The sequence below is a fragment of the Streptomyces sp. A5-4 genome, from assembly GCF_051131715.1.
Lineage (GTDB): Bacteria > Actinomycetota > Actinomycetes > Streptomycetales > Streptomycetaceae > Streptomyces.
In genome coordinates, this window is sequence record NZ_CP178591.1 from 5041918 (window position 1) to 5059535 (window position 17618).

The window sequence follows — 17618 nt, forward strand, 5'->3', positions numbered from 1 at the left end:
ATGCAGTTCCTCCTGGCGTTCATCGTCGTCGCCCCGCTCGTCGGCGCCGCCGCCGCGCTCCTGCCGGCCCCTCCCGGGCTCAAGGGCAACAACCCCGACCAGGCCGTGCTCCGCCACGGCATGGTCGTCACCGGCGCGATTCTCATCGCCGCCGTGGTCCTGGCGCTCGGCTTCGACCACGACCACCCGTCGAAGATGCAGGCCACGACCGACATCAGCTGGATCCCGGCGCTCGACGTCAGGATCCACCTCGGCATCGACGGCATCTCGCTCCCCCTTCTCGTACTGACCGCGCTGCTGACCTTCCTCTGCGCGCTCTACAGCTACTTCAAGATGCCAACGGGCCCGTCCCCGAAGGCATTCGTCGCCCTGGTGCTCGTCCTGGAGTCCGGCACCCTGGCGACCTTCGCCGTCCTCGATCTGCTGCTGTTCTTCCTGGCGTTCGAGATGGTCCTCATCCCGATGTACTTCCTGATCGCCCGCTGGGGCGGCGCCCAGAAGCAGGCCGCCGCCTGGAAGTTCATCCTCTACACGCTGCTCGGCTCCGTCGTCATGCTGCTCGGCATCCTCCTCATCGGACTGAAATCGGGCACATTCGACATGGTGGCACTCGCCACTGACAACGGCGGTGGCCTGACCACATCGGTGCAGGTCGTAGCCGTTCTCGCGATCGGCATCGGGCTCGCCGTGAAGACCCCGATGTGGCCACTGCACAGCTGGCTCCCGGATGCCCACACCGCCGCCCCGACCATCGGCTCGGTCCTTCTCGCGGGCGTCCTGCTCAAGATGGGCACGTACGGCTTCGTCCGGATCGCGCTGCCCATCACCCCCGACGGCATGCACACCTTCGCGCCGTACCTCGCCGCCTTCGCGGTCGTCGGCATCATCTACGGATCCCTGGCCTGCCTCGCCCTCGCCCGCAAGGGCGCCAAGGGCGACCTCAAGCGCCTCATCGCGTACTCCTCCGTCGGCCACATGGGCTTCGTGCTCCTCGGCATCGCGTCCATGACCCCCACCGGCGTCAACGGCGCGCTCTTCGCCAACATCGCCCACGGACTGATCACCGGCCTGCTGTTCTTCCTGGTCGGCGCCCTCAAGGACCGTTACGGCACCGCGGACCTCGACACCCTGGCCGGAGCCACCGGCGCCGCCCTCTACGGCCGGGCCCCCCGCCTCGGCGGCCTGCTCGCCTTCGGCGCCGTCGCCTCGCTCGGCCTGCCGGGCCTCGCCGGGTTCTGGGGCGAGATGCTCACGATGTTCGGCGCCTTCCAGCCCGCCGAAGGGCTCAGCCGCCCCGCGTTCCTGACCTTCATGGTGATCGCCGGCATCGGCACCCTGCTCACCGCCGCGTACCTGCTCCTCGTCGTACGCCGTGTCTGCATGGGGGAGCAGCGCGAAACCCCCGAGCCCATCGCCGACATCCAGGGCTACGAGTTCGCCGCCTGGACCCCGCTCGTCGCCCTCACCGTCCTCGCCGGACTCTGGCCCGCGGTCCTCCTCGGCCTCACCGACCCGGCCGTGCAGAAGCTCCTCGCAGGAGGCAAGTCGTGACCGTGGCCGCCGAAAGCGCAGCCAGCCTCGTCCAGTCCGTCGACTGGGCGGCGATCGCACCGCCGACGATCACGGCGGCGGTCGGCCTGCTCGTCCTGGTCGCCGATCTCTTCGTACGCGAGAGCAGGAAACAGCTCCTCGGGTGGATCTCGATCGCCGGTCTCGTCGTGGCCCTGCTCGCCCTGCTGCCGCTGCGCGAGGGGGACCGTTCGACGTTCTGCCTCACCTCCGACGCCGCTGTCTGCAGCTACACCGCGGACCACTTCACACTGGTCGTCCAGCTGCTGGTGCTCGGCGGCGCGCTGCTCACGGCGCTGCTCTCGCTGACCGGGACGAAGAAGCTCCCGGCCGGCGAATTCTGGTTCCTGCTGCTGTCGTCGGCGGCGGGCGCCGCCCTGCTGCCCGCCTCGCGGGACCTCGCCACGCTCGTAGTGGCCCTCGAAGTGGCCTCGCTGCCGGCCTTCGCCCTCGTGGGGCTCAAGCGCGGTGACCGCCTCTCCTCGGAAGCGGCGTTGAAGTTCTTCCTGTCATCCGTCACCGCGACCGCCGTGATGCTCCTCGGCGTCAGCTTCGTGTACGCGACGACCGGCACCCTGCACCTCACGGAGATCGCCAGCCACCTGGACGACGTGCCGGCGCAGCTGGACACGCTGGCCAAGGCGGGGGTCGCCCTGACGCTCGTCGGCTTCGCCTTCAAAACGGCCGCCGTTCCGTTCCACTTCTGGGTCCCCGACACCTACGTGGGGGCGCCCCTTCCCGTCGCGGCCTACCTGTCGGTCGTCGGCAAGGCGGTCGGCTTCACGGGGCTCATCCTCGTCACCGTCGTCGCCTTCCCGTCGTACGCGGACGTGTGGGGCCCCGCGATCGCGGGGCTGGCCGCGCTCACCATGACCGTCGGCAATGTGGCGGCCCTGCGCCAGTCCGCCACGCGCGCGTACAGCGCGGTTCGCCTGCTGGCCTGGTCCTCCGTCGCGCAGGCCGGCTACCTCCTGGTCCCGATCGCTGCCGCCGCCTACTCCAGCGACGACCAGATCGGCGCCACCGTCGCGTACGCCCTGATGTACGCCGTGGTGAATCTGGGCGCCTTCGCGGTCGCCGCCCTCGTCGCCCGTACGAACCCGCTGAACCGCATCGCCGACTACCGCGGCCTCTACGCGACCCGCCCCCTCGCGGCCCTGGCCCTCGGTTTCTTCCTGCTCTGCCTGGCCGGCCTGCCGCCCGGCATCATCGGCCTGTTCGCCAAGGTCACGGTCTTCTCCGCGGCCGTCGACGCGGGCCTCGGCTGGCTCGCCGTCGTCATGGCAGTGAACGTCGTGATCGCGCTCTACTACTACCTCCAGTGGACCACCGCCCTCTTCCGCGCACCCGCCGAGGACGAGGCGGGGGCCGAGGGTGGGGCGGACGCCCCGGGCGAGCGGGTCGAGCACGCGGTGCCCATGCCGGTCGCCGTCGCCATCACTCTCACGGCCGTCGCGGGCATCGCCCTGTCCGGCGCCCCCCAGCTGGTGCTGCGCTTCGCCACAGGCGACCTCTTCCAGTAGGCCGTACGCCCGGGGGCAGTGGGCCGCACGCCCCGGGCCCTTCTCCCGTACGGCCCACCGACGGTCGGGTCCGCGCGCGCGTGCACAAGGGAACTAGCCCCCCTCGCCTCGCGTTGACCGGTGAGGAAGGGTCCACTGGATGTGGAAGCACCCATCCAGCAAACCCACCCAGCAAGGGGTTCCCCGCCGCACCATTTGGAGGGCGTACCGTGCACCGCCGGCACAACGGGTTGAGGACGGCCGTACTCCTCGGGGGACTGTCCGCGCTCATCATCCTCATCGGCAGTTTCTTCGGCCGTACGGGCCTGATTGTCGCGCTTGTCGTCGCAGTCGGTACCAACGGGTACGCGTACTGGAACAGCGACAAGCTGGCCCTGCGTGCCATGCGGGCCCGCCCTGTGAGCGAATTCGAGGCGCCGCAGCTGTACCGCATGGTCCGTGAGCTGTCGACGGCCGCCCGCCAGCCCATGCCCCGCCTGTACATCTCCCCGACCCAGGCCCCCAACGCCTTCGCGACCGGGCGCAACCCCCGCAATGCCGCCGTCTGCTGCACGGACGGGATCCTGCGGATCCTCGACGAGCGCGAGCTGCGCGGCGTCCTCGGGCACGAGCTCAGCCATGTCTACAACCGGGACATCCTGATCTCGTCCGTGGCGGGCGCCCTGGCCTCCGTGGTGATGTTCCTGGTGAACTTCGCCTGGCTGATCCCCATCGGCCGGTCGAACGACGACGAGGGCCCCGGCATCGTCGGCATGCTGCTGATCATGATCCTGGGCCCGCTGGCCGCCTCCGTCATCCAGCTCGCCGTCAGCCGCTCCCGCGAGTACCAGGCGGACGCCGCGGGCGCCCAGCTCACCGGGGACCCACTCGCGCTCGCGAGCGCGCTGCGCAAGCTCGACGCCGGTACGAAGCAGCTGCCGCTGCCGCCCGAGCCCCGGATCGAGGCCGCGAGCCACATGATGATCGTGAACCCCTTCCGCCCCGGCCAGGGCATGGCCAAGATGTTTTCCACCCACCCGCCGATGGCGGAGCGCATCGCCCGGCTCGAAAAAATGGCAGGTCACTGACCGTGAAGACAATCCTCAACGTCATCTGGCTGGTCCTCAGCGGCTTCTGGCTGTTCCTGGGCTACCTGCTGGCAGGTCTCCTGCTATGCATCACGATCATCGGGATCCCCTTCGGGCTGGCGTCCTTCCGCATCGGCAGGTACGCCCTGTGGCCCTTCGGCTACACGGCAGTTGAGCGCCGCGACGCCGGAGCGCCCTCCTTCGTCGGCAACGTCCTGTGGCTGGTCCTCGCGGGCTGGTGGCTGGCGATCGGCCACATCGTGACGGGCATCGCGCTCTGCGTCACGATCATCGGCATCCCGTTCGGCATCGCCAACTTCAAGATGATCCCGCTCTCGCTGCTGCCGATGGGCCGCGAAATCGTCCCGACGGACCAGCCGTTCGCTACCCGCTAGCCGGGCACACGGGGTCCGCGGGTACCGACCGCGCCCCTGTGTCCTGCGCCGCACCTCGCTGAGCTGCGCAACCGCCTCCGTGCCCCCTGGCGTCTCCACCTACGAGCCACGAGAGACGCACTACGACGAAAGGGGCTCATGGCATGGGCATCATCAGCTGGATCATCCTCGGACTGCTGGCCGGAGCCGCCGCCAAGATCCTGCTCCCGGGCCGCGACCCGGGCGGCCTGATCGGCACCACCCTCATTGGCATAGCGGGCGCGTTCATCGGCGGCTGGGCCTCGGCCCGCTGGCTCGACCGCCCCATCTCCAACGAGTTCTACGACGGCGCCACCTGGGCCGCCGCCATCGGTGGCGCGCTCGCCCTCCTGATCGTCTACCGGCTCCTCTTCGGCAACTCACGCTCCCGCTGAGGGCTGAGGGCCACCGGCTGCGGGCTGGGGGGGCGAGGGCAGTCGGTCCGCTCGACGGCCGAGGCCCGTCACCTACCCGAGCCCGGTCTCGCGCATGGTGATGTTGAGCCGCCCACCGGCCATCCCTGTCGCCGGATCCCCGCTTCCCGGCAGCACTTTGGGCACGCCGTGGTACGCGAAGCGCGAGGGCCCGCCGAACACGAAGAGGTCGCCCGAGGCCAACTCCACGTCGGTGTAGGGCCGCCCGCGTCCCTCGGCGTTCCCGAACCGGAAGACACAGGTGTCGCCGATGCTCAACGACACCACCGGGGCCCCGGACTTCTCGTCCTTGTCCTGGTGCATGCCCATCCGCGCGTCGCCGTCGTAGAAGTTCACCAGCGCGGTGTCCGGCGCGTACTCCGGCCCACCGGGGTTGGCCCCCTCGCCGTACGCCTCAGCCAGCGCCCGGCGCCCCAGCTCCGCCAACCAGTCCGGGAACGGCGCGACCGGCGCGCCGTTCACATCGCCCGCCGTGCGCGTGTACCGGTACGGCTGCCAGTGCCACCCGACGCACATGGTGCGCACCGACATGACCCCGCCGTTCGGCAGTTGGGTGTGCCGAATCGGTACGGGCCCCCGCGCCCACGCGCGGCACGCCCCCACCAGCGCCCGCTGCTCCTCCACAGACAGCCAATCGGGCACGTGCACCGCCCCCGGTGCCACCAGCGCCCGGGGACGCGGGAACAGCCCTGTCACGCCCTCGTCCCGCCGCCTTCGAGATCCAGCAGCCGCTTCTTGCGGTCGAGGCCGCCCGCGTAACCGGTCAGCGAGCCGTCCGCGCCGATCACCCGGTGGCACGGCCGCACGACGAGCAGCGGATTGCGCCCGATCGCAGTGCCCAGCGCCCGCACCCCGGCCCGCGAGACCCCGATCCGCTCGGCGAGCTTGCCGTACGAAGTGGTCGTCCCGTACGGAACGCTGTCCAGCGCGTCCCACACCCGCCGCTGGAACTCCGTGCCGCCGCCTGCCGCGTACTCCACGTCGAAGTGCGTCAGCTCCCCGCCGAAGTACGCCCGGACCTGCCGCACGATCTCGTCGAAGGCGCCAGGGGCGTGACGCAGGCCTTCCTGGACGACGGCCCCGCCCTTCTGTCCCGGTACGGACAGCGAGGCCAGTGCGGTACCACCGGCGGCGGTCGCGGACTCCTCGCCGACCAGCAGCAGTTCGCCCAGGGGGCTGTCCATGGTCGCGTAGACCGTCATCGTCAGTTCCTTCCCTCACCACACGTCACCCGGACACTCCAGTGCGTCCGCATCCGTATCCGCATCCGTATGTGACGAGTGTGCGACGCCCGTCCCGCCGAGTCCGGCGGGATTCGGACATCGCGGCGGGGGTGGTGCCGGCCGCGCCGCCCCCACCCCCGCCATACTGCGAACCGCCAGGTCAGCGGTAGTTCACGTACTGCAGCGCGAAGTCGAAGTCCTTGCCCTTGAGCAGCGACTGCACCGTCTGCAGGTCGTCCCTGCTCTTCGAGCTGACCCGCAGCTCGTCGCCCTGCACCAGTGCCTTGACGCCCTTGGGGCCCTCATCGCGGATGATCTTCGCCACCTTCTTGGCGTTGTCCTGGGAGATGCCCTCCTCGATGGACGCGAAGATCTTGTACTCCTTGCCGGACAGCTGCGGCTCACCGGCGTCCAGCGCCTTCAGCGAGATCCCGCGCTTGATCAGCTTGCTCTGGAAGACGTCGAGGATCGCGTTGACGCGGTCCTCGGAGTTCGCCTGCATCAGGATCTTCTCGCCGGACCAATCGATCGAAGCTCCGACGTTCTTGAAGTCGTAGCGCTGAGCGATCTCCTTCACGGTCTGGTTGAGGGCGTTGTCGACCTCTTGCCGCTCGACCTTCGAGACGATGTCGAAACTGGAGTCGGCCATGTCCTGTGGCTCCTTGTATCGGGGTGCTTGGTATCGATGCCTCTGCTGGGCGCCGTACGCGGCCGGGCCGCCCCCAACCGCTGCCGCAAGCCTAGCCACCCCCACCCGCCCGGCGGGCTGATCAATCCAGTGGCGTAGCACCCCCGGGAATCAGGTATCGTTTACGTCGTTGCCACGGAGCACCGCCCAGGCGGTCCACTCCACCGGCGACATCCCATGGCGGTGTGCCCGAGTGGCCAATGGGAGCGGACTGTAAATCCGCCGGCTTAGCCTTCCCAGGTTCGAATCCTGGCGCCGCCACAGGTCGAGAACCCCTTCGGGACTGCAGAAATGCAGTCCCGAAGGGGTTTTTCGTGCGTGCGGCCCAGGAGCGGTGCCGTGAGTCAGGAGCTGTCCGCGAGCCGGAGGGCGACCTCCGCCTCCCACTTCGCGGGATCGATCTCCACGCGCGGGTCCGTCTTGAAGATCTCCAGACGGCAGGCCCACCGCGCGCCCCCGTCGTCTGTCCGGACCAGGTCCCACTCCAGGCCGCGCTCCGTCGCCCAGGCCAGCAGCCGCTCGGTGACCTCGATCGGCCGGTCCGGATGTCCGACGTGAGTGATCGTCACATACCGCCCGGCCGGCAGCAGGCGGACCAGGACGTCACCCTCCGGCTCCGGGGCGGTCGAGACGGGCACACCGGCCTCGACCTCCAACTGGCCGTCCGCGCCGATGACGTTGTACCGGAAGAACGGCCCGCCGACCGGTTCGGTTCCATGCGTGGCCACCCAGGCGAAGAGCTCCGGCATCCGGTCGGCGATCAGGCCGACGGTCTCCATGGTGAGCTGCCCCCTGATCGCCGCATAGGGCTGCTCGCCCCACTAGTTGTCCACGTAGGACATCGAAACGGTCCGGAACTCATCGGCCGATCGGGGACGTTCATCCACCGGGACCGTTCATCCACCAGGGCCGTTCACCCACCCGGCACGCTCGTCCACGCCCCCTGGTCAGTTACCGGCGACGTCCTTCACCGCGACCGTGACAGGCACCGCGCCGCTGATGAGTTCCAGCGTCAGGCCCGCCGTCGACGGCGTTTCCAGGAGCTCCGCGAGGGCCGCCGCCACATCGTCGCGCGGTACGGGCCCACGCCCCGTCGAGGCCTCGAGCGTCACCAGCCCGGTGCCCGCGTCGTTGGTCAGCGCGCCCGGCCGCAGGACCGTCCAGTCCAGGCCGGCCCGGGAGCGCACGGCGTCGTCGGCAGCGCCCTTGGCCCGCAGATACGCGTCGAAGATCTCGTCGCCCTGGTGCTCCGCGTCCGCGCCCATCGACGACACGATGACGTACCGGCGCACGCCCGCCCGCTCCGCCGCGTCCGCGAGGAGCACGGCCGCGTCGCGGTCCACCGTCTCCTTGCGCTCGGTGCTGCTGCCGGGTCCGGCGCCCGCCGCGAAGACGACGGCGTCGGCGCCGCTCAGCGCCTCCGCGACCTGCTCGACGGAGGCCGATTCCAGGTCGAGTACGACCGGCTCCGCGCCCACCTCCCGCAGATCGTCGCTCTGCCCGGCGTCGCGGACGATGCCCGCGACCCCATGTCCGCGTGCGGCGAGCAAACGCTCCAGCCGCAGCGCGATCTGACCGTGTCCACCTGCGATGACAATGCGCATGATTCAGACGGTACGCGTACGGGCCCGGCCGTGCTCAGGGTCCCGGCTCGATTCGCCCCTGACGGGGCAGATCGAGCGCGACGGCGACCGCCGAGTCGCAGTATTCGCGCATCGCGCTGGTACGGGCCACCACTCGCCCGCGGTGGATGACGATGCGGCTGTACGCCAGGGACAGCACCCCCGTGAGCCGCTCTCCGCGCACCGCGACCAGCTCGGCGGGGAAGCCCGCCTCCACCCGTACGTCGGGCAGCCCCATCGCCTCACGCGCGGCCGAGCTCACCGCCCCGTACGCGTCCGGCGCCCGCATCCCGCCCTGCGAGACCAGCAGGTAGGCGGCCTCCAGGGGGTCGCCGCGCCCCACCGGGTTGGCGACGTCCCGCAGCGCCCCGCTGCCCGCCGCGACCCGAACCCCGGCCGCGCGCAGCAGCCGCACCGGGGCCGATCCGGCGCCCCGCCGCTCCAGGCCCGCGCAGTCGCCCTGTGGCAGGCAGACCACGGTCACCCCGGCGGCCGCCAGCTGGTCCGCGGCGCGGGCGGCGGAAGCCGAGGGGAGGCGGGACAGGCCGGCGCAGGGGCCGATCACGACGCCGGGCCGCAGTCCGCCGGCCATCGCGGCGAGCCGGGCCAGCCGGGCCGGATCGTCACCCTCCGTGTGCAGATCCACCGGGCGGCCGTGCTCGGCGGCGATCTCCAGGACGGCCTCCGCGTAGCCCGCCGGGTCGGGGTCGAGGTCCGGGCAGCCGCCGACCACGCCGGCGCCCATCTTCACGGCGTCCCGCAGCATCGCGAGCCCGTCGGCCCCGGCGATCCCGGTGAGCAGCCGGGGCACGGCGACCGCCGTCAGGTCGGCCAGGCCGCGCAGCGAGCGCCGGGACTGGAGCACCGCCTCCATCGGCCCGAGCCCCTGCACATCGCCGATCCGCACGTGCGAGCGCAGCGCGGTCGCGCCGTGGCCGAGCTGCAGCAGCGCGGCCTCGGTGGTGCGGCGCTGGACGTCCTCGGCCGCGTACGACACCGGTCCGCCGTCGTCGGCGGACAGGGCGGTGTCGCTGTGGGCGTGCGGCTCGGCGGGGGCGGGCAGCAGCAGGTAGCCCGTGAGGTCGACGCGGGCGCCCGACGTGGGCAGGCTGCCCACGGTGCCGACCGCCTCGATGCGCCCGGCGCCGAGCCTGACGTCCACTGTGCGGCCGTCGGTGAGACGGGCGCCGCACAGCAGGAGCGAGGTGGTGTCGGTGCCGCTTCCGCCGCCGCTTCCCGGGGCCCCCGAGGTGCCTGAGTTCTCCGAGTTTCCCGAGTTGCCCGAGGGGCGGGGAGGCTGTTGCTGGCTGTCCGACATCGGGCTCCTGGTGGGGCTCGGGCGTGCAAGATCAAGAGGGCGGGCAAGATCAAGATCACGCAGCGTGAGTCGAGCCTAGGGGGCCGTCAACCTGCCTTCTGGGAGGCGCCGAAAAGTCGTACCGGAGGGGGCGCGAGTGGCGTACGAGACCCTTGTGATGCGGGCCGCGAAACGGATTTGGGCGATCGGTGGGCGACCGTGTAATGTCTTCATCGCTCGCCCCAATAGCTCAGTCGGTAGAGCGTCTCCATGGTAAGGAGAAGGTCTACGGTTCGATTCCGTATTGGGGCTCTGGTGATCGGTGATCCCGTCTTCGGGCGGGTGATCCGCCCATCAAAGCGGTGTAGCTCAGTCGGTAGAGCAAGCGGCTCATAATCGCTGTGTCACCGGTTCAAGTCCGGTCACCGCTACACACGGTAGCCGATTGTGGGGTCGGTCCTTCGATCGGCTACTCTTTTATGCGTTCATCCGTCCACCGTCCGTCCAAGGAGCACTCACGTGGCTGCCACCGACGTCCGCCCGAAGATCACGCTGGCCTGCGTGGAGTGCAAGGAGCGGAACTACATCACCAAGAAGAACCGGCGTAACAACCCGGACCGACTTGAGATGAAGAAGCACTGCCCGCGCTGCAAGGCGCACACTGCGCACCGCGAAACGCGCTAAATACAGGCTCGTATACGAGGCCGTCCCCACTTCGGGGGCGGCCTCGTGTCGTTTGTCCCGACGGTTTTTTGCCCGGACTGTTAGTCCCGACGATTCATCAGGAGGTACGAGTTCATGGCGCTCGACCAGTCCTTTGTGGGGCGGGCCTATCCGCCCACCGCGCCGTACGAGGTCGGCCGGGAGAAGATCCGTGAGTTCGCCGAGGCGGTGGGCGACACCAATCCGGCGTACCTGGATCAGGAAGCCGCCAAGGCGCTCGGTCACAGTGATGTGATCGCTCCGCCGACCTTCGTCTTCATGATCACCTTCAAGGCCGCCGGGGATGTGGTGCGGGACCCCCAGCTGGGTCTGGACTACAGCCGGGTGGTGCACGGCGACCAGAAGTTCGCATACAAGCGCCCGGTGCGCGCGGGGGACCGGCTGTCGGTCACCTCGACCATCGAGGCGATCAAGTCGATGGCGGGCAACGACATCATCGACGTCCGCGGCGAGGTCCACGACGAGGCCGGCGAGCACGTGGTGACGGCGTGGACCAAGCTGGTGGCGCGTGCCGCCGCCGAGGAGGCGTGATGACGGCGAAGATCTCCTACACGGACGTCGAGGTCGGCACCGAGCTGCCCGCGCGGTCCTTCCCCGCGACGCGCGCCATGCTCGTGCAGTACGCGGGCGCCTCCGGTGACTTCAATCCGATCCACTGGAACGAGAAGTTCGCCAAGGAGGTCGGGCTGCCCGACGTCATCGCGCACGGCATGTTCACCATGGCCGCGGCGATCCGGGTGGTCACCGACTGGGCGGGCGATCCGGCGGCGGTCGTCGAGTACGGCGTGCGGTTCACCAGGCCCGTCGTCGTACCCAATGACGACCGGGGCGCGCTGATCGAGGTCACCGCGAAGGTCGCCGACAAGCTGGACGACAACCAGGTGCGGATAGACCTCACGGCGAAGAGCGCGGGACAGAAGGTGCTGGGCATGTCCCGCGCCGTCGTCCGTCTTGCCTGACCGGGGTGGCTGACAGGGAGTCCGGGCGGGGAGCCCGGCCGGAGATTCCTGACAGAGAGTGACATTGTTGAGTAAGGGGCATCCCTCGTGCAGGGTGCCCCTTACCGTTGCTTGACATAGTTAGTGATTGGCCACTAACTTAATCGCATGGTCAGGATGAGTGCAGACGAGCGGCGCGAGAGCGTCATCCGCGCGGCGATCACCGAGTTCGCCCGCAGCGGGTACAACGGGACCTCCACCGAGGCGATCGCCCGCCGGGTGGGTGTTTCGCAGCCGTACCTCTTCCGGCTGTTCACGAACAAGCAGGCCATCTTCCTCGCCGCCTCGTCCCGCTGCCTGGCCGACACCCGGCGCGTCTTCGAGGGGGCCGCCGAGGGGCTGGAGGGCGAGGAGGCCCTGCAGGCGATGGCGGCGGCGTATCAGCAGCTGATCGCCGGTGACCCGGAGAAGCTGATGATGCAGATGCAGATGTACGTCGCGGTGGCCGCGGCGGAGTCCGCCGGCGACCACGAGTTCGGGCAGCAGGTGCGAGCCGGCTGGCTGGAGCTCTGGGACGCCGTCCATCTGGGCCTCGGTGCGGACGTGAACGAGACCACGACCTTCCTGGCCTACGGAATGCTCATCAACGTCCTGGTCTCGCTGGGCTTTCCCGGCGACCACCGGATGTGGTCCGGCTTCCACCTCGCGTCGCCCGAGAAGACGTGACCCGCGTGCGCGTGACTCGAAGGTCGCCGGTGCGGGGGCGAGGTTTCTGTGCCCGTGAAAGTTAGTAATCAATAACTAACCACCCTTTGGGGGAGCGATGCAGCAGCAAGCGGTCCGGCGCGGAAGCGCCGTCTGGGCCCTCGTCATCACCAGCGTCGCCAGTTTCATGGCGGCCCTCGACAACCTCGTCGTCACCACCGCCCTGCCGTCCATCCGCAAGGACCTCGGCGGCGCGCTGGAAGACCTCGAATGGACGGTCAGCGCCTACACCCTCACCTTCGCCGTGCTGCTGATGTTCGGCGCGGCCCTCGGCGACCGCTTCGGCCGCCGCAAGCTCTTCATGATCGGACTGGCGATCTTCACCGGCGCCTCCGCCGCTGCCGCCCTGGCGCCCGACATCGACATCCTCATCGCCGCCCGCGCGGTCCAGGGAATCGGCGCCGCGGTGATGATGCCCCTGACACTCACCCTGCTCGCCGCGGCCGTGCCCGTCGCCCGGCGCGGCGCCGCGCTCGGCATCTTCAGCGCGGTCACCGGCCTGGCCGTCGCCAGCGGGCCGCTCGTCGGCGGCAGCCTCACCGAGCACATCTCCTGGCAGTGGATCTTCTGGCTGAACGTGCCGATCGGCCTGGCCCTGCTCCCGCTGGCCCGGCTGCGCCTCGACAAGTCGTACGCGCCGAACGCCCGGATCGACATACCCGGCACGCTCCTTGTCAGCGGCGGCCTCTTCGGGATCGTCTACGCCCTGGTCAACGGGCAGGCCGACGGCTGGACCAGCACCCCGGTCCTCGCCGGGCTGATCGTCGGCACCGCGCTCCTCGTCGGCTTCGTCCGCCACGGCCTCACCCACAAGAACCCCATGCTGCCCATGCGGCTCTTCCGCAGCCGCGCCTTCTTCGGGATCAACATCGCGAGCCTGCTGATGTTCCTCGGGATGTTCGGCTCGATCTTCCTGCTCGCCCAGTTCCTCCAGGGCGTGGCCGGCTACTCGCCCACCGAGGCCGGCCTGCGGATGCTCCCGTGGACCGCCATGCCGCTGATCGTGGCGCCCATCGCCGGGTACGTCTCCGACCGCATAGGCGGCCGACCGGTCATCGTCGCCGGCCTCGCCCTTCAGGCCGTCGGCCTCGGACTCTTCGCCCTGGTGCTGGAACCGGGTGTCTCGTACACCGCCCAGCTCCCCGGCCTGATCATCAGTGGCATCGGCATGGCCCTGTACTTCGCCCCGGCCGCCAGCGTGGTCATGTCCAGCGTCCGCCCCGCCGAGCAGGGCATCGCCTCCGGTGCGAACAACGCACTGCGCGAGGTCGGCGGGGCGCTCGGCATCGCGGTCCTGGGCGCGGTGTTCGCGGCCCGCGGCGGTTACGAGTCCGGCCAGGCCTTCGCCGACGGCACCGTTCCGGCACTGTGGATCGGCGCGGCGGCGGTGGCCGTCGCCGCACTGATCGCCCTGCTCATCCCGGGCCGCGGCAAGCCGCAGGTCCCGCAGCTCGACGCCGAGGCCGACGAGCGTGTGCCGGTCGTCGTCTGAGCCGGTGGTGCGTGCCTACGGTCCGTGGCCCCGCCCGAGCGGCGGGGCCACGGACCGTACTCTTGTCCCCGTGCAGGAACTCCACGACGCCCCCCTCGCCCCCCTGACCACCTTCCGTCTCGGCGGCCCCGCCAGCCGTCTCGTCACGGCGACCACCGACGCCGAGGTGATCGCCGCCGTACGCGAGGCGGACGCCGCCGGCACCCCGCTGCTGATCATCGGCGGCGGCAGCAACCTGGTCATCGGCGACAAGGGCTTCGACGGCACCGCCCTGCGCATCGCCACCCGGGGCTTCGACCTCGACGGCGCCTCGCTGGAACTGGCGGCCGGCGAAGTATGGACCGACGCCGTGGCCCGCACTGTCGAGGCAGGACTCGCGGGCATCGAATGCCTCGCCGGGATCCCCGGCTCCGCCGGCGCGACGCCGATCCAGAACGTCGGGGCGTACGGCCAGGAAGTCTCCAGCACCATCACCGAGGTCCGCGCGTACGACCGCTCCACGGCGGAGACGGTCACGCTCTCCAACGCCGAGTGCGAGTTCTCGTACCGGCACAGCCGCTTCAAGCAGGACCCCGCGCGCTACGTCGTCCTGCGCGTCCGCTTCGAGCTGGAGGAAGCGGGCGGCCTCTCGGCGCCCATCAAGTACCCGGAGACCGCGCGTGTCCTCGGGGTGCGGGCGGGCGAGCGGGTCGCGGCGGCTCTCGCGCGCGAGACGGTGCTTAAGCTGCGGGCGGGCAAGGGCATGGTGCTGGACGCCGAGGACCACGACACCTGGTCGGCGGGCTCCTTCTTCACCAATCCGATCCTGACGGACGAGGAGTACGCGGCGTTCCGCGCCCGGGTGCACGACCGGCTCGGTCCCGAGGTCGCCCCGCCGGCGTTCCCGGCGGGGGAGGGGCTCACCAAGACGTCCGCGGCGTGGCTCATCGACAAGGCGGGCTTCACCAAGGGATACGGGACGGGCCCGGCCCGTATCTCCGGCAAGCACACGCTGGCCCTCACCAACCGGGGCGCGGCCACGACCGAGGATCTGTTGGCGCTCGCGCGGGAGGTCGTCGCCGGGGTGCGGGACGCGTTCGGGGTGACGCTGGTGAACGAGCCGGTGACGGTGGGCGTCAGCCTGTAGGGAGTCGGGACGGTGCGCTGTCCCTCACCCGCCCCTTAGCGGCTGCCGCGTGGGGGCTCCGCCCCGGACCCCGTTCCTAAGCGCCGGACGGGCCGGATGGGCGGGGTCTGAGGACGAGCGGGCGATTTCACTGCCAGGTCCCGGCCCTCGAACGCCGGACGGGCCGGAAGGGCCGGACGGGCCCAGGGGGCGCGGACGCGCCACCGGCCTCAGCTCACCACCCACTCCTCGATCCCCGCCAGCAGCTTCGCCTTCGTGTCCTCGGGCGCCGCCGAGCCGCGCACCGACTGCCGTGCCAGCTCCGCCAGTTCCGGGTCCGTGAAGGCGTGGTGGCGGCGGGCCAGCTCGTACTGCGCCGCCAGCCTCGACCCGAAGAGCAGCGGGTCGTCCGCGCCCAGCGCCATCGGCACCCCGGCGTCGTACAGCGTGCGCAGCGGTACGTCCTCGGGCTTCTCGTAGACGCCCAGCGCCACATTCGACGACGGGCACACCTCGCAGGTCACCCCGCGGTCCGCGAGCCGGCGCAGCAGCCTCGGGTCCTCGGCCGCCCGCACACCGTGCCCGATCCGTGCGGCGTGCAGATCGTCCAGGCAGTCCCGTACGGACGAGGGGCCGGTCAGCTCCCCGCCGTGCGGCGCCGCGAGCAGGCCGCCCTCGCGGGCGATGGCGAAGGCGCGGTCGAAGTCCCTGGCCATGCCGCGCCGCTCGTCGTTGGAGAGCCCGAAGCCGACGACGCCCTGGTCCGCGAACCGCACCGCGAGCCGGGCCAGCGTCCGCGCGTCCAGCGGATGCTTCATCCGGTTCGCCGCGACCACCACCCGTATCCCCAGGCCCGTCTCCCGGGCCGCGCTCCGCACCGCGTCGAGGATGATCTCCAGCGCGGGGATCAGCCCGCCGAGGGTGGTGGCGTACGACGTCGGATCGACCTGGATCTCCAGCCAGCCCGAGCCGTCCCGCACATCCTCCTCGGCGGCCTCCCGCACCAGCCGCTGGATGTCCTCCGGCGACCGCACGCAGGACCGCGCGATGTCGTAGAGCCGCTGGAAACGGAACCAGCCCCGCTCGTCGGTGGCCCGCAGCTTCGGCGGCTTCCCGCCGGTCAGCGCCACCGGCAGGTGTACGCCGTACTTGTCGGCCAGCTCGATCAGGGTCGCGGGCCGCATCGATCCGGTGAAATGCAGATGCAGATGGGCCTTCGGCAGCAGACGCAGGTCCCGGTCGGCGGCCGGTTCATGGGCACAGACACTCGAAGGATGAAGGGGGTGTCCCCCTGGTGAGGCCAACATCCCAAGATCTTGCCGCACGCACGCGCCGCCGGGAAGCGCCTTTCTCCCAACGAGTACTTGCCCGAACGCAGAAACGGGCTCCCGGCCGTAGCCGGGAGCCCGTCACAGTGCGGGCGGGATCAGTCGCGCGCTTCCCCGAGGAGCTTCTGCATCCGGGAGACGCCCTCGACCAGGTCCTCGTCACCCAGCGCGTAGGAAAGCCGCAGGTAGCCCGGCGTACCGAAGGCCTCGCCGGGTACGACCGCGACCTCGGCCTCGTCCAGGATCAGCGCGGCGAGCTCGACCGTCGTGGCCGGGCGCTTGCCGCGGATCTCCTTGCCGAGCAGCGCCTTCACCGACGGGTACGCGTAGAACGCGCCCTCCGGCTCCGGGCACAGCACGCCGTCGATCTCGTTCAGCATCCGCACCACGGTGTGGCGGCGGCGGTCGAAGGCGGTGCGCATCTCGGCGACCGCCTCCAGGTTGCCGGAGACGGCGGCCAGCGCCGCGATCTGCGCGACGTTGGAGACGTTGGACGTGGCGTGCGACTGCAGGTTCGTCGCGGCCTTGACGACGTCCTTCGGGCCGACGATCCACCCGACACGCCAGCCGGTCATGGCGTACGTCTTGGCGACGCCGTTGACCACGATGCACTTGTCGCGCAGCTCGGGCACGATCGCCGGCAGCGACGTGAACTTCGCGTCGCCGTAGACCAGGTGCTCGTAGATCTCGTCGGTCAGCACCCACAGACCGTGTTCGACGGCCCAGCGGCCGATCGCCTCGGCGTCGGGCTCGCTGTAGACGGCGCCCGTCGGGTTGGACGGCGAGACGAAGAGCACGACCTTCGTGCGCTCGGTACGGGCCGCCTCCAACTGCTCGACGGAGACCCGGTAGCCGGTGGTCTCGTCGGCGACGACGTCGACGGGCACACCGCCCGCGAGCCGGATCGACTCGGGGTACGTCGTCCAGTACGGCGCCGGGACGATGACCTCGTCGCCCGGGTCGAGGATCGCGGCGAAGGCCTCGTAGATGGCCTGCTTGCCGCCGTTGGTGACCAGGATCTGCGAGGCGTCCACCTCGTAGCCCGAGTCACGCAGCGTCTTCGCGGCGATCGCGGCCTTGAGCTCCGGGAGCCCCCCGGCGGGTGTGTAGCGGTGGTACTTCGGGTTGGAGCAGGCCTCGATCGCGGCCTCGACGATGTAGCCGGGCGTCGGGAAGTCGGGCTCGCCGGCACCGAAGCCGATGACCGGACGGCCCGCCGCCTTCAGGGCCTTGGCCTTGGCGTCGACGGCAAGGGTTGCGGACTCGGAGATCGCGCCGATTCGGGCGGAAACCCGGCGCTCGGTGGGAGGAGTTGCAGCGCTCATACGGCCCATCGTCCCAGACGGGAAACCCGCGCGGCACACAGGTTTCAAAGGGCGGACAGGAGCTTTCTGTTCGACGCCGGGCCCACGACCACGTACACTCACCTGT

18 protein-coding genes, 3 tRNA genes and 1 pseudogene are annotated in these 17618 nt (G+C 70.4%); 14 read left to right on the forward strand and 8 right to left on the reverse strand.

Features of this window, described 5'->3' with window-relative positions; genetic code table 11:
* From ACLLJJ_RS23460 to ACLLJJ_RS23480, 5 genes are all read left to right on the forward strand, one after another.
* Entirely contained in the window at positions 1 to 1551 is a 1551-nt protein-coding gene (locus tag ACLLJJ_RS23460; RefSeq protein ID WP_434600500.1) for a complex I subunit 4 family protein, read from the forward strand.
* Positions 1548 to 3092: an NADH-quinone oxidoreductase subunit N gene (locus ACLLJJ_RS23465; RefSeq protein ID WP_434594907.1), complete on the forward strand. Its 1545-nt coding sequence runs from the start codon at positions 1548 to 1550 to the stop codon at positions 3090 to 3092. The genes ACLLJJ_RS23460 and ACLLJJ_RS23465 overlap by 4 nt, the downstream gene beginning before the upstream one ends.
* 209 nt (positions 3093 to 3301) lie before the next feature.
* A complete protein-coding gene (gene htpX / locus ACLLJJ_RS23470; RefSeq protein ID WP_434594910.1) occupies positions 3302 to 4159 on the forward strand; it encodes a zinc metalloprotease HtpX in 858 nt (285 codons plus the stop codon).
* A 2-nt stretch (positions 4160 to 4161) separates the two neighbouring features.
* Positions 4162 to 4554: a YccF domain-containing protein gene (locus ACLLJJ_RS23475; protein ID WP_434594912.1), complete on the forward strand. Its 393-nt coding sequence runs from the start codon at positions 4162 to 4164 to the stop codon at positions 4552 to 4554.
* A gap of 143 nt (positions 4555 to 4697) precedes the next feature.
* The gene (locus ACLLJJ_RS23480; protein WP_434594915.1) at positions 4698 to 4967 is read left to right on the forward strand and encodes a GlsB/YeaQ/YmgE family stress response membrane protein; all 270 of its coding nucleotides are present in this window, start codon (positions 4698 to 4700) and stop codon (positions 4965 to 4967) included.
* Positions 4968 to 5039: 72 nt separating this feature from the next.
* Here ACLLJJ_RS23480 and ACLLJJ_RS23485 read toward each other — a convergent pair whose 3' ends face one another.
* The 3 genes from ACLLJJ_RS23485 to ACLLJJ_RS23495 form a co-directional block, all read right to left on the reverse strand.
* Positions 5040 to 5702 (reverse strand): alpha-ketoglutarate-dependent dioxygenase AlkB family protein, encoded by a 663-nt coding sequence (locus ACLLJJ_RS23485; protein ID WP_434594918.1) that lies wholly within the window; start codon positions 5700 to 5702, stop codon positions 5040 to 5042.
* On the reverse strand, positions 5699 to 6208 hold the full coding sequence (locus tag ACLLJJ_RS23490; protein ID WP_434594921.1) for a methylated-DNA--[protein]-cysteine S-methyltransferase: 510 nt from the start codon (positions 6206 to 6208) through the stop codon (positions 5699 to 5701). The genes ACLLJJ_RS23485 and ACLLJJ_RS23490 overlap by 4 nt, the downstream gene beginning before the upstream one ends.
* A gap of 181 nt (positions 6209 to 6389) precedes the next feature.
* A complete protein-coding gene (locus tag ACLLJJ_RS23495) occupies positions 6390 to 6878 on the reverse strand; it encodes a YajQ family cyclic di-GMP-binding protein (protein ID WP_434594923.1) in 489 nt (162 codons plus the stop codon).
* Between the two features lie 218 nt (positions 6879 to 7096).
* Between ACLLJJ_RS23495 and ACLLJJ_RS23500 the strand changes: the two genes are divergently transcribed.
* A tRNA-Tyr gene (locus ACLLJJ_RS23500) sits at positions 7097 to 7178 on the forward strand.
* Positions 7179 to 7261: 83 nt separating this feature from the next.
* On the opposite strand, the pseudogene ACLLJJ_RS23505 reads toward ACLLJJ_RS23500, so the two are convergent.
* The 3 genes and pseudogenes from ACLLJJ_RS23505 to ACLLJJ_RS23515 all read right to left on the reverse strand — a co-directional run.
* Positions 7262 to 7720: pseudogene (locus tag ACLLJJ_RS23505) on the reverse strand (GyrI-like domain-containing protein); the annotation flags it as partial.
* Between the two features lie 144 nt (positions 7721 to 7864).
* On the reverse strand, positions 7865 to 8521 hold the full coding sequence (locus tag ACLLJJ_RS23510; protein WP_434594926.1) for an SDR family oxidoreductase: 657 nt from the start codon (positions 8519 to 8521) through the stop codon (positions 7865 to 7867).
* Between the two features lie 34 nt (positions 8522 to 8555).
* Positions 8556 to 9857 carry an amidohydrolase family protein gene (locus ACLLJJ_RS23515; protein WP_434594929.1) on the reverse strand — a complete coding sequence of 434 codons (1302 nt, stop codon included), beginning with the start codon at positions 9855 to 9857 and terminating at the stop codon, positions 8556 to 8558.
* A gap of 218 nt (positions 9858 to 10075) precedes the next feature.
* Here ACLLJJ_RS23515 and ACLLJJ_RS23520 point away from each other — a divergent pair.
* The 8 genes from ACLLJJ_RS23520 to ACLLJJ_RS23555 all read left to right on the forward strand — a co-directional run bounded on the left by ACLLJJ_RS23520 (position 10076) and on the right by ACLLJJ_RS23555 (position 14880).
* Positions 10076 to 10148, forward strand: a tRNA-Thr gene (locus tag ACLLJJ_RS23520).
* A gap of 46 nt (positions 10149 to 10194) precedes the next feature.
* Positions 10195 to 10267, forward strand: a tRNA-Met gene (locus ACLLJJ_RS23525).
* An 88-nt stretch (positions 10268 to 10355) separates the two neighbouring features.
* The gene (gene rpmG, locus ACLLJJ_RS23530; protein ID WP_006347275.1) at positions 10356 to 10520 is read left to right on the forward strand and encodes a 50S ribosomal protein L33; all 165 of its coding nucleotides are present in this window, start codon (positions 10356 to 10358) and stop codon (positions 10518 to 10520) included.
* Between the two features lie 114 nt (positions 10521 to 10634).
* A complete protein-coding gene (locus ACLLJJ_RS23535) occupies positions 10635 to 11090 on the forward strand; it encodes an FAS1-like dehydratase domain-containing protein (RefSeq protein ID WP_434594932.1) in 456 nt (151 codons plus the stop codon).
* Positions 11090 to 11518, forward strand: a complete 429-nt coding sequence (locus tag ACLLJJ_RS23540) for a MaoC family dehydratase (RefSeq protein ID WP_434594935.1) — start codon at positions 11090 to 11092, stop codon at positions 11516 to 11518. Before ACLLJJ_RS23535 ends, ACLLJJ_RS23540 begins: the two co-directional genes overlap by 1 nt.
* Before the next feature lie 147 nt (positions 11519 to 11665).
* Positions 11666 to 12223, forward strand: a complete 558-nt coding sequence (locus ACLLJJ_RS23545; RefSeq protein WP_434594938.1) for a TetR/AcrR family transcriptional regulator — start codon at positions 11666 to 11668, stop codon at positions 12221 to 12223.
* Between the two features lie 97 nt (positions 12224 to 12320).
* The gene (locus tag ACLLJJ_RS23550; protein ID WP_434594940.1) at positions 12321 to 13754 is read left to right on the forward strand and encodes a DHA2 family efflux MFS transporter permease subunit; all 1434 of its coding nucleotides are present in this window, start codon (positions 12321 to 12323) and stop codon (positions 13752 to 13754) included.
* A 4-nt stretch (positions 13755 to 13758) separates the two neighbouring features.
* Positions 13759 to 14880, forward strand: coding sequence for a UDP-N-acetylmuramate dehydrogenase (locus ACLLJJ_RS23555; RefSeq protein WP_434594943.1), 1122 nt, complete (start codon positions 13759 to 13761; stop codon positions 14878 to 14880).
* A 209-nt stretch (positions 14881 to 15089) separates the two neighbouring features.
* Here ACLLJJ_RS23555 and ACLLJJ_RS23560 read toward each other — a convergent pair whose 3' ends face one another.
* Together ACLLJJ_RS23560 and ACLLJJ_RS23565 are read right to left on the reverse strand one after the other, a co-directional pair.
* Entirely contained in the window at positions 15090 to 16166 is a 1077-nt protein-coding gene (locus ACLLJJ_RS23560) for an adenosine deaminase (RefSeq protein ID WP_434594946.1), read from the reverse strand.
* Between the two features lie 119 nt (positions 16167 to 16285).
* A complete protein-coding gene (locus ACLLJJ_RS23565; RefSeq protein ID WP_434594949.1) occupies positions 16286 to 17512 on the reverse strand; it encodes a pyridoxal phosphate-dependent aminotransferase in 1227 nt (408 codons plus the stop codon).
* Positions 17513 to 17618 lie beyond the last annotated feature (106 nt).

What these genes read in the sequence shown, in the direction of transcription:
- ACLLJJ_RS23460 (WP_434600500.1), top strand. Translation starts at nt 1, where the DNA reads ATGCAGTTCCTCCTGGCGTTCATCGTCGTCGCCCCGCTCGTCGGCGCC.
- ACLLJJ_RS23480 (WP_434594915.1), top strand. Translation starts at nt 4,698, where the DNA reads ATGGGCATCATCAGCTGGATCATCCTCGGACTGCTGGCCGGAGCCGCC.
- ACLLJJ_RS23490 (WP_434594921.1), bottom strand. Translation starts at nt 6,208, where the DNA reads ATGACGGTCTACGCGACCATGGACAGCCCCCTGGGCGAACTGCTGCTG.
- ACLLJJ_RS23495 (WP_434594923.1), bottom strand. Translation starts at nt 6,878, where the DNA reads ATGGCCGACTCCAGTTTCGACATCGTCTCGAAGGTCGAGCGGCAAGAG.
- ACLLJJ_RS23510 (WP_434594926.1), bottom strand. Translation starts at nt 8,521, where the DNA reads ATGCGCATTGTCATCGCAGGTGGACACGGTCAGATCGCGCTGCGGCTG.
- ACLLJJ_RS23515 (WP_434594929.1), bottom strand. Translation starts at nt 9,857, where the DNA reads ATGTCGGACAGCCAGCAACAGCCTCCCCGCCCCTCGGGCAACTCGGGA.
- ACLLJJ_RS23535 (WP_434594932.1), top strand. Translation starts at nt 10,635, where the DNA reads ATGGCGCTCGACCAGTCCTTTGTGGGGCGGGCCTATCCGCCCACCGCG.
- ACLLJJ_RS23540 (WP_434594935.1), top strand. Translation starts at nt 11,090, where the DNA reads ATGACGGCGAAGATCTCCTACACGGACGTCGAGGTCGGCACCGAGCTG.
- ACLLJJ_RS23545 (WP_434594938.1), top strand. Translation starts at nt 11,666, where the DNA reads ATGGTCAGGATGAGTGCAGACGAGCGGCGCGAGAGCGTCATCCGCGCG.
- ACLLJJ_RS23550 (WP_434594940.1), top strand. Translation starts at nt 12,321, where the DNA reads ATGCAGCAGCAAGCGGTCCGGCGCGGAAGCGCCGTCTGGGCCCTCGTC.
- ACLLJJ_RS23560 (WP_434594946.1), bottom strand. Translation starts at nt 16,166, where the DNA reads ATGTTGGCCTCACCAGGGGGACACCCCCTTCATCCTTCGAGTGTCTGT.
- ACLLJJ_RS23565 (WP_434594949.1), bottom strand. Translation starts at nt 17,512, where the DNA reads ATGAGCGCTGCAACTCCTCCCACCGAGCGCCGGGTTTCCGCCCGAATC.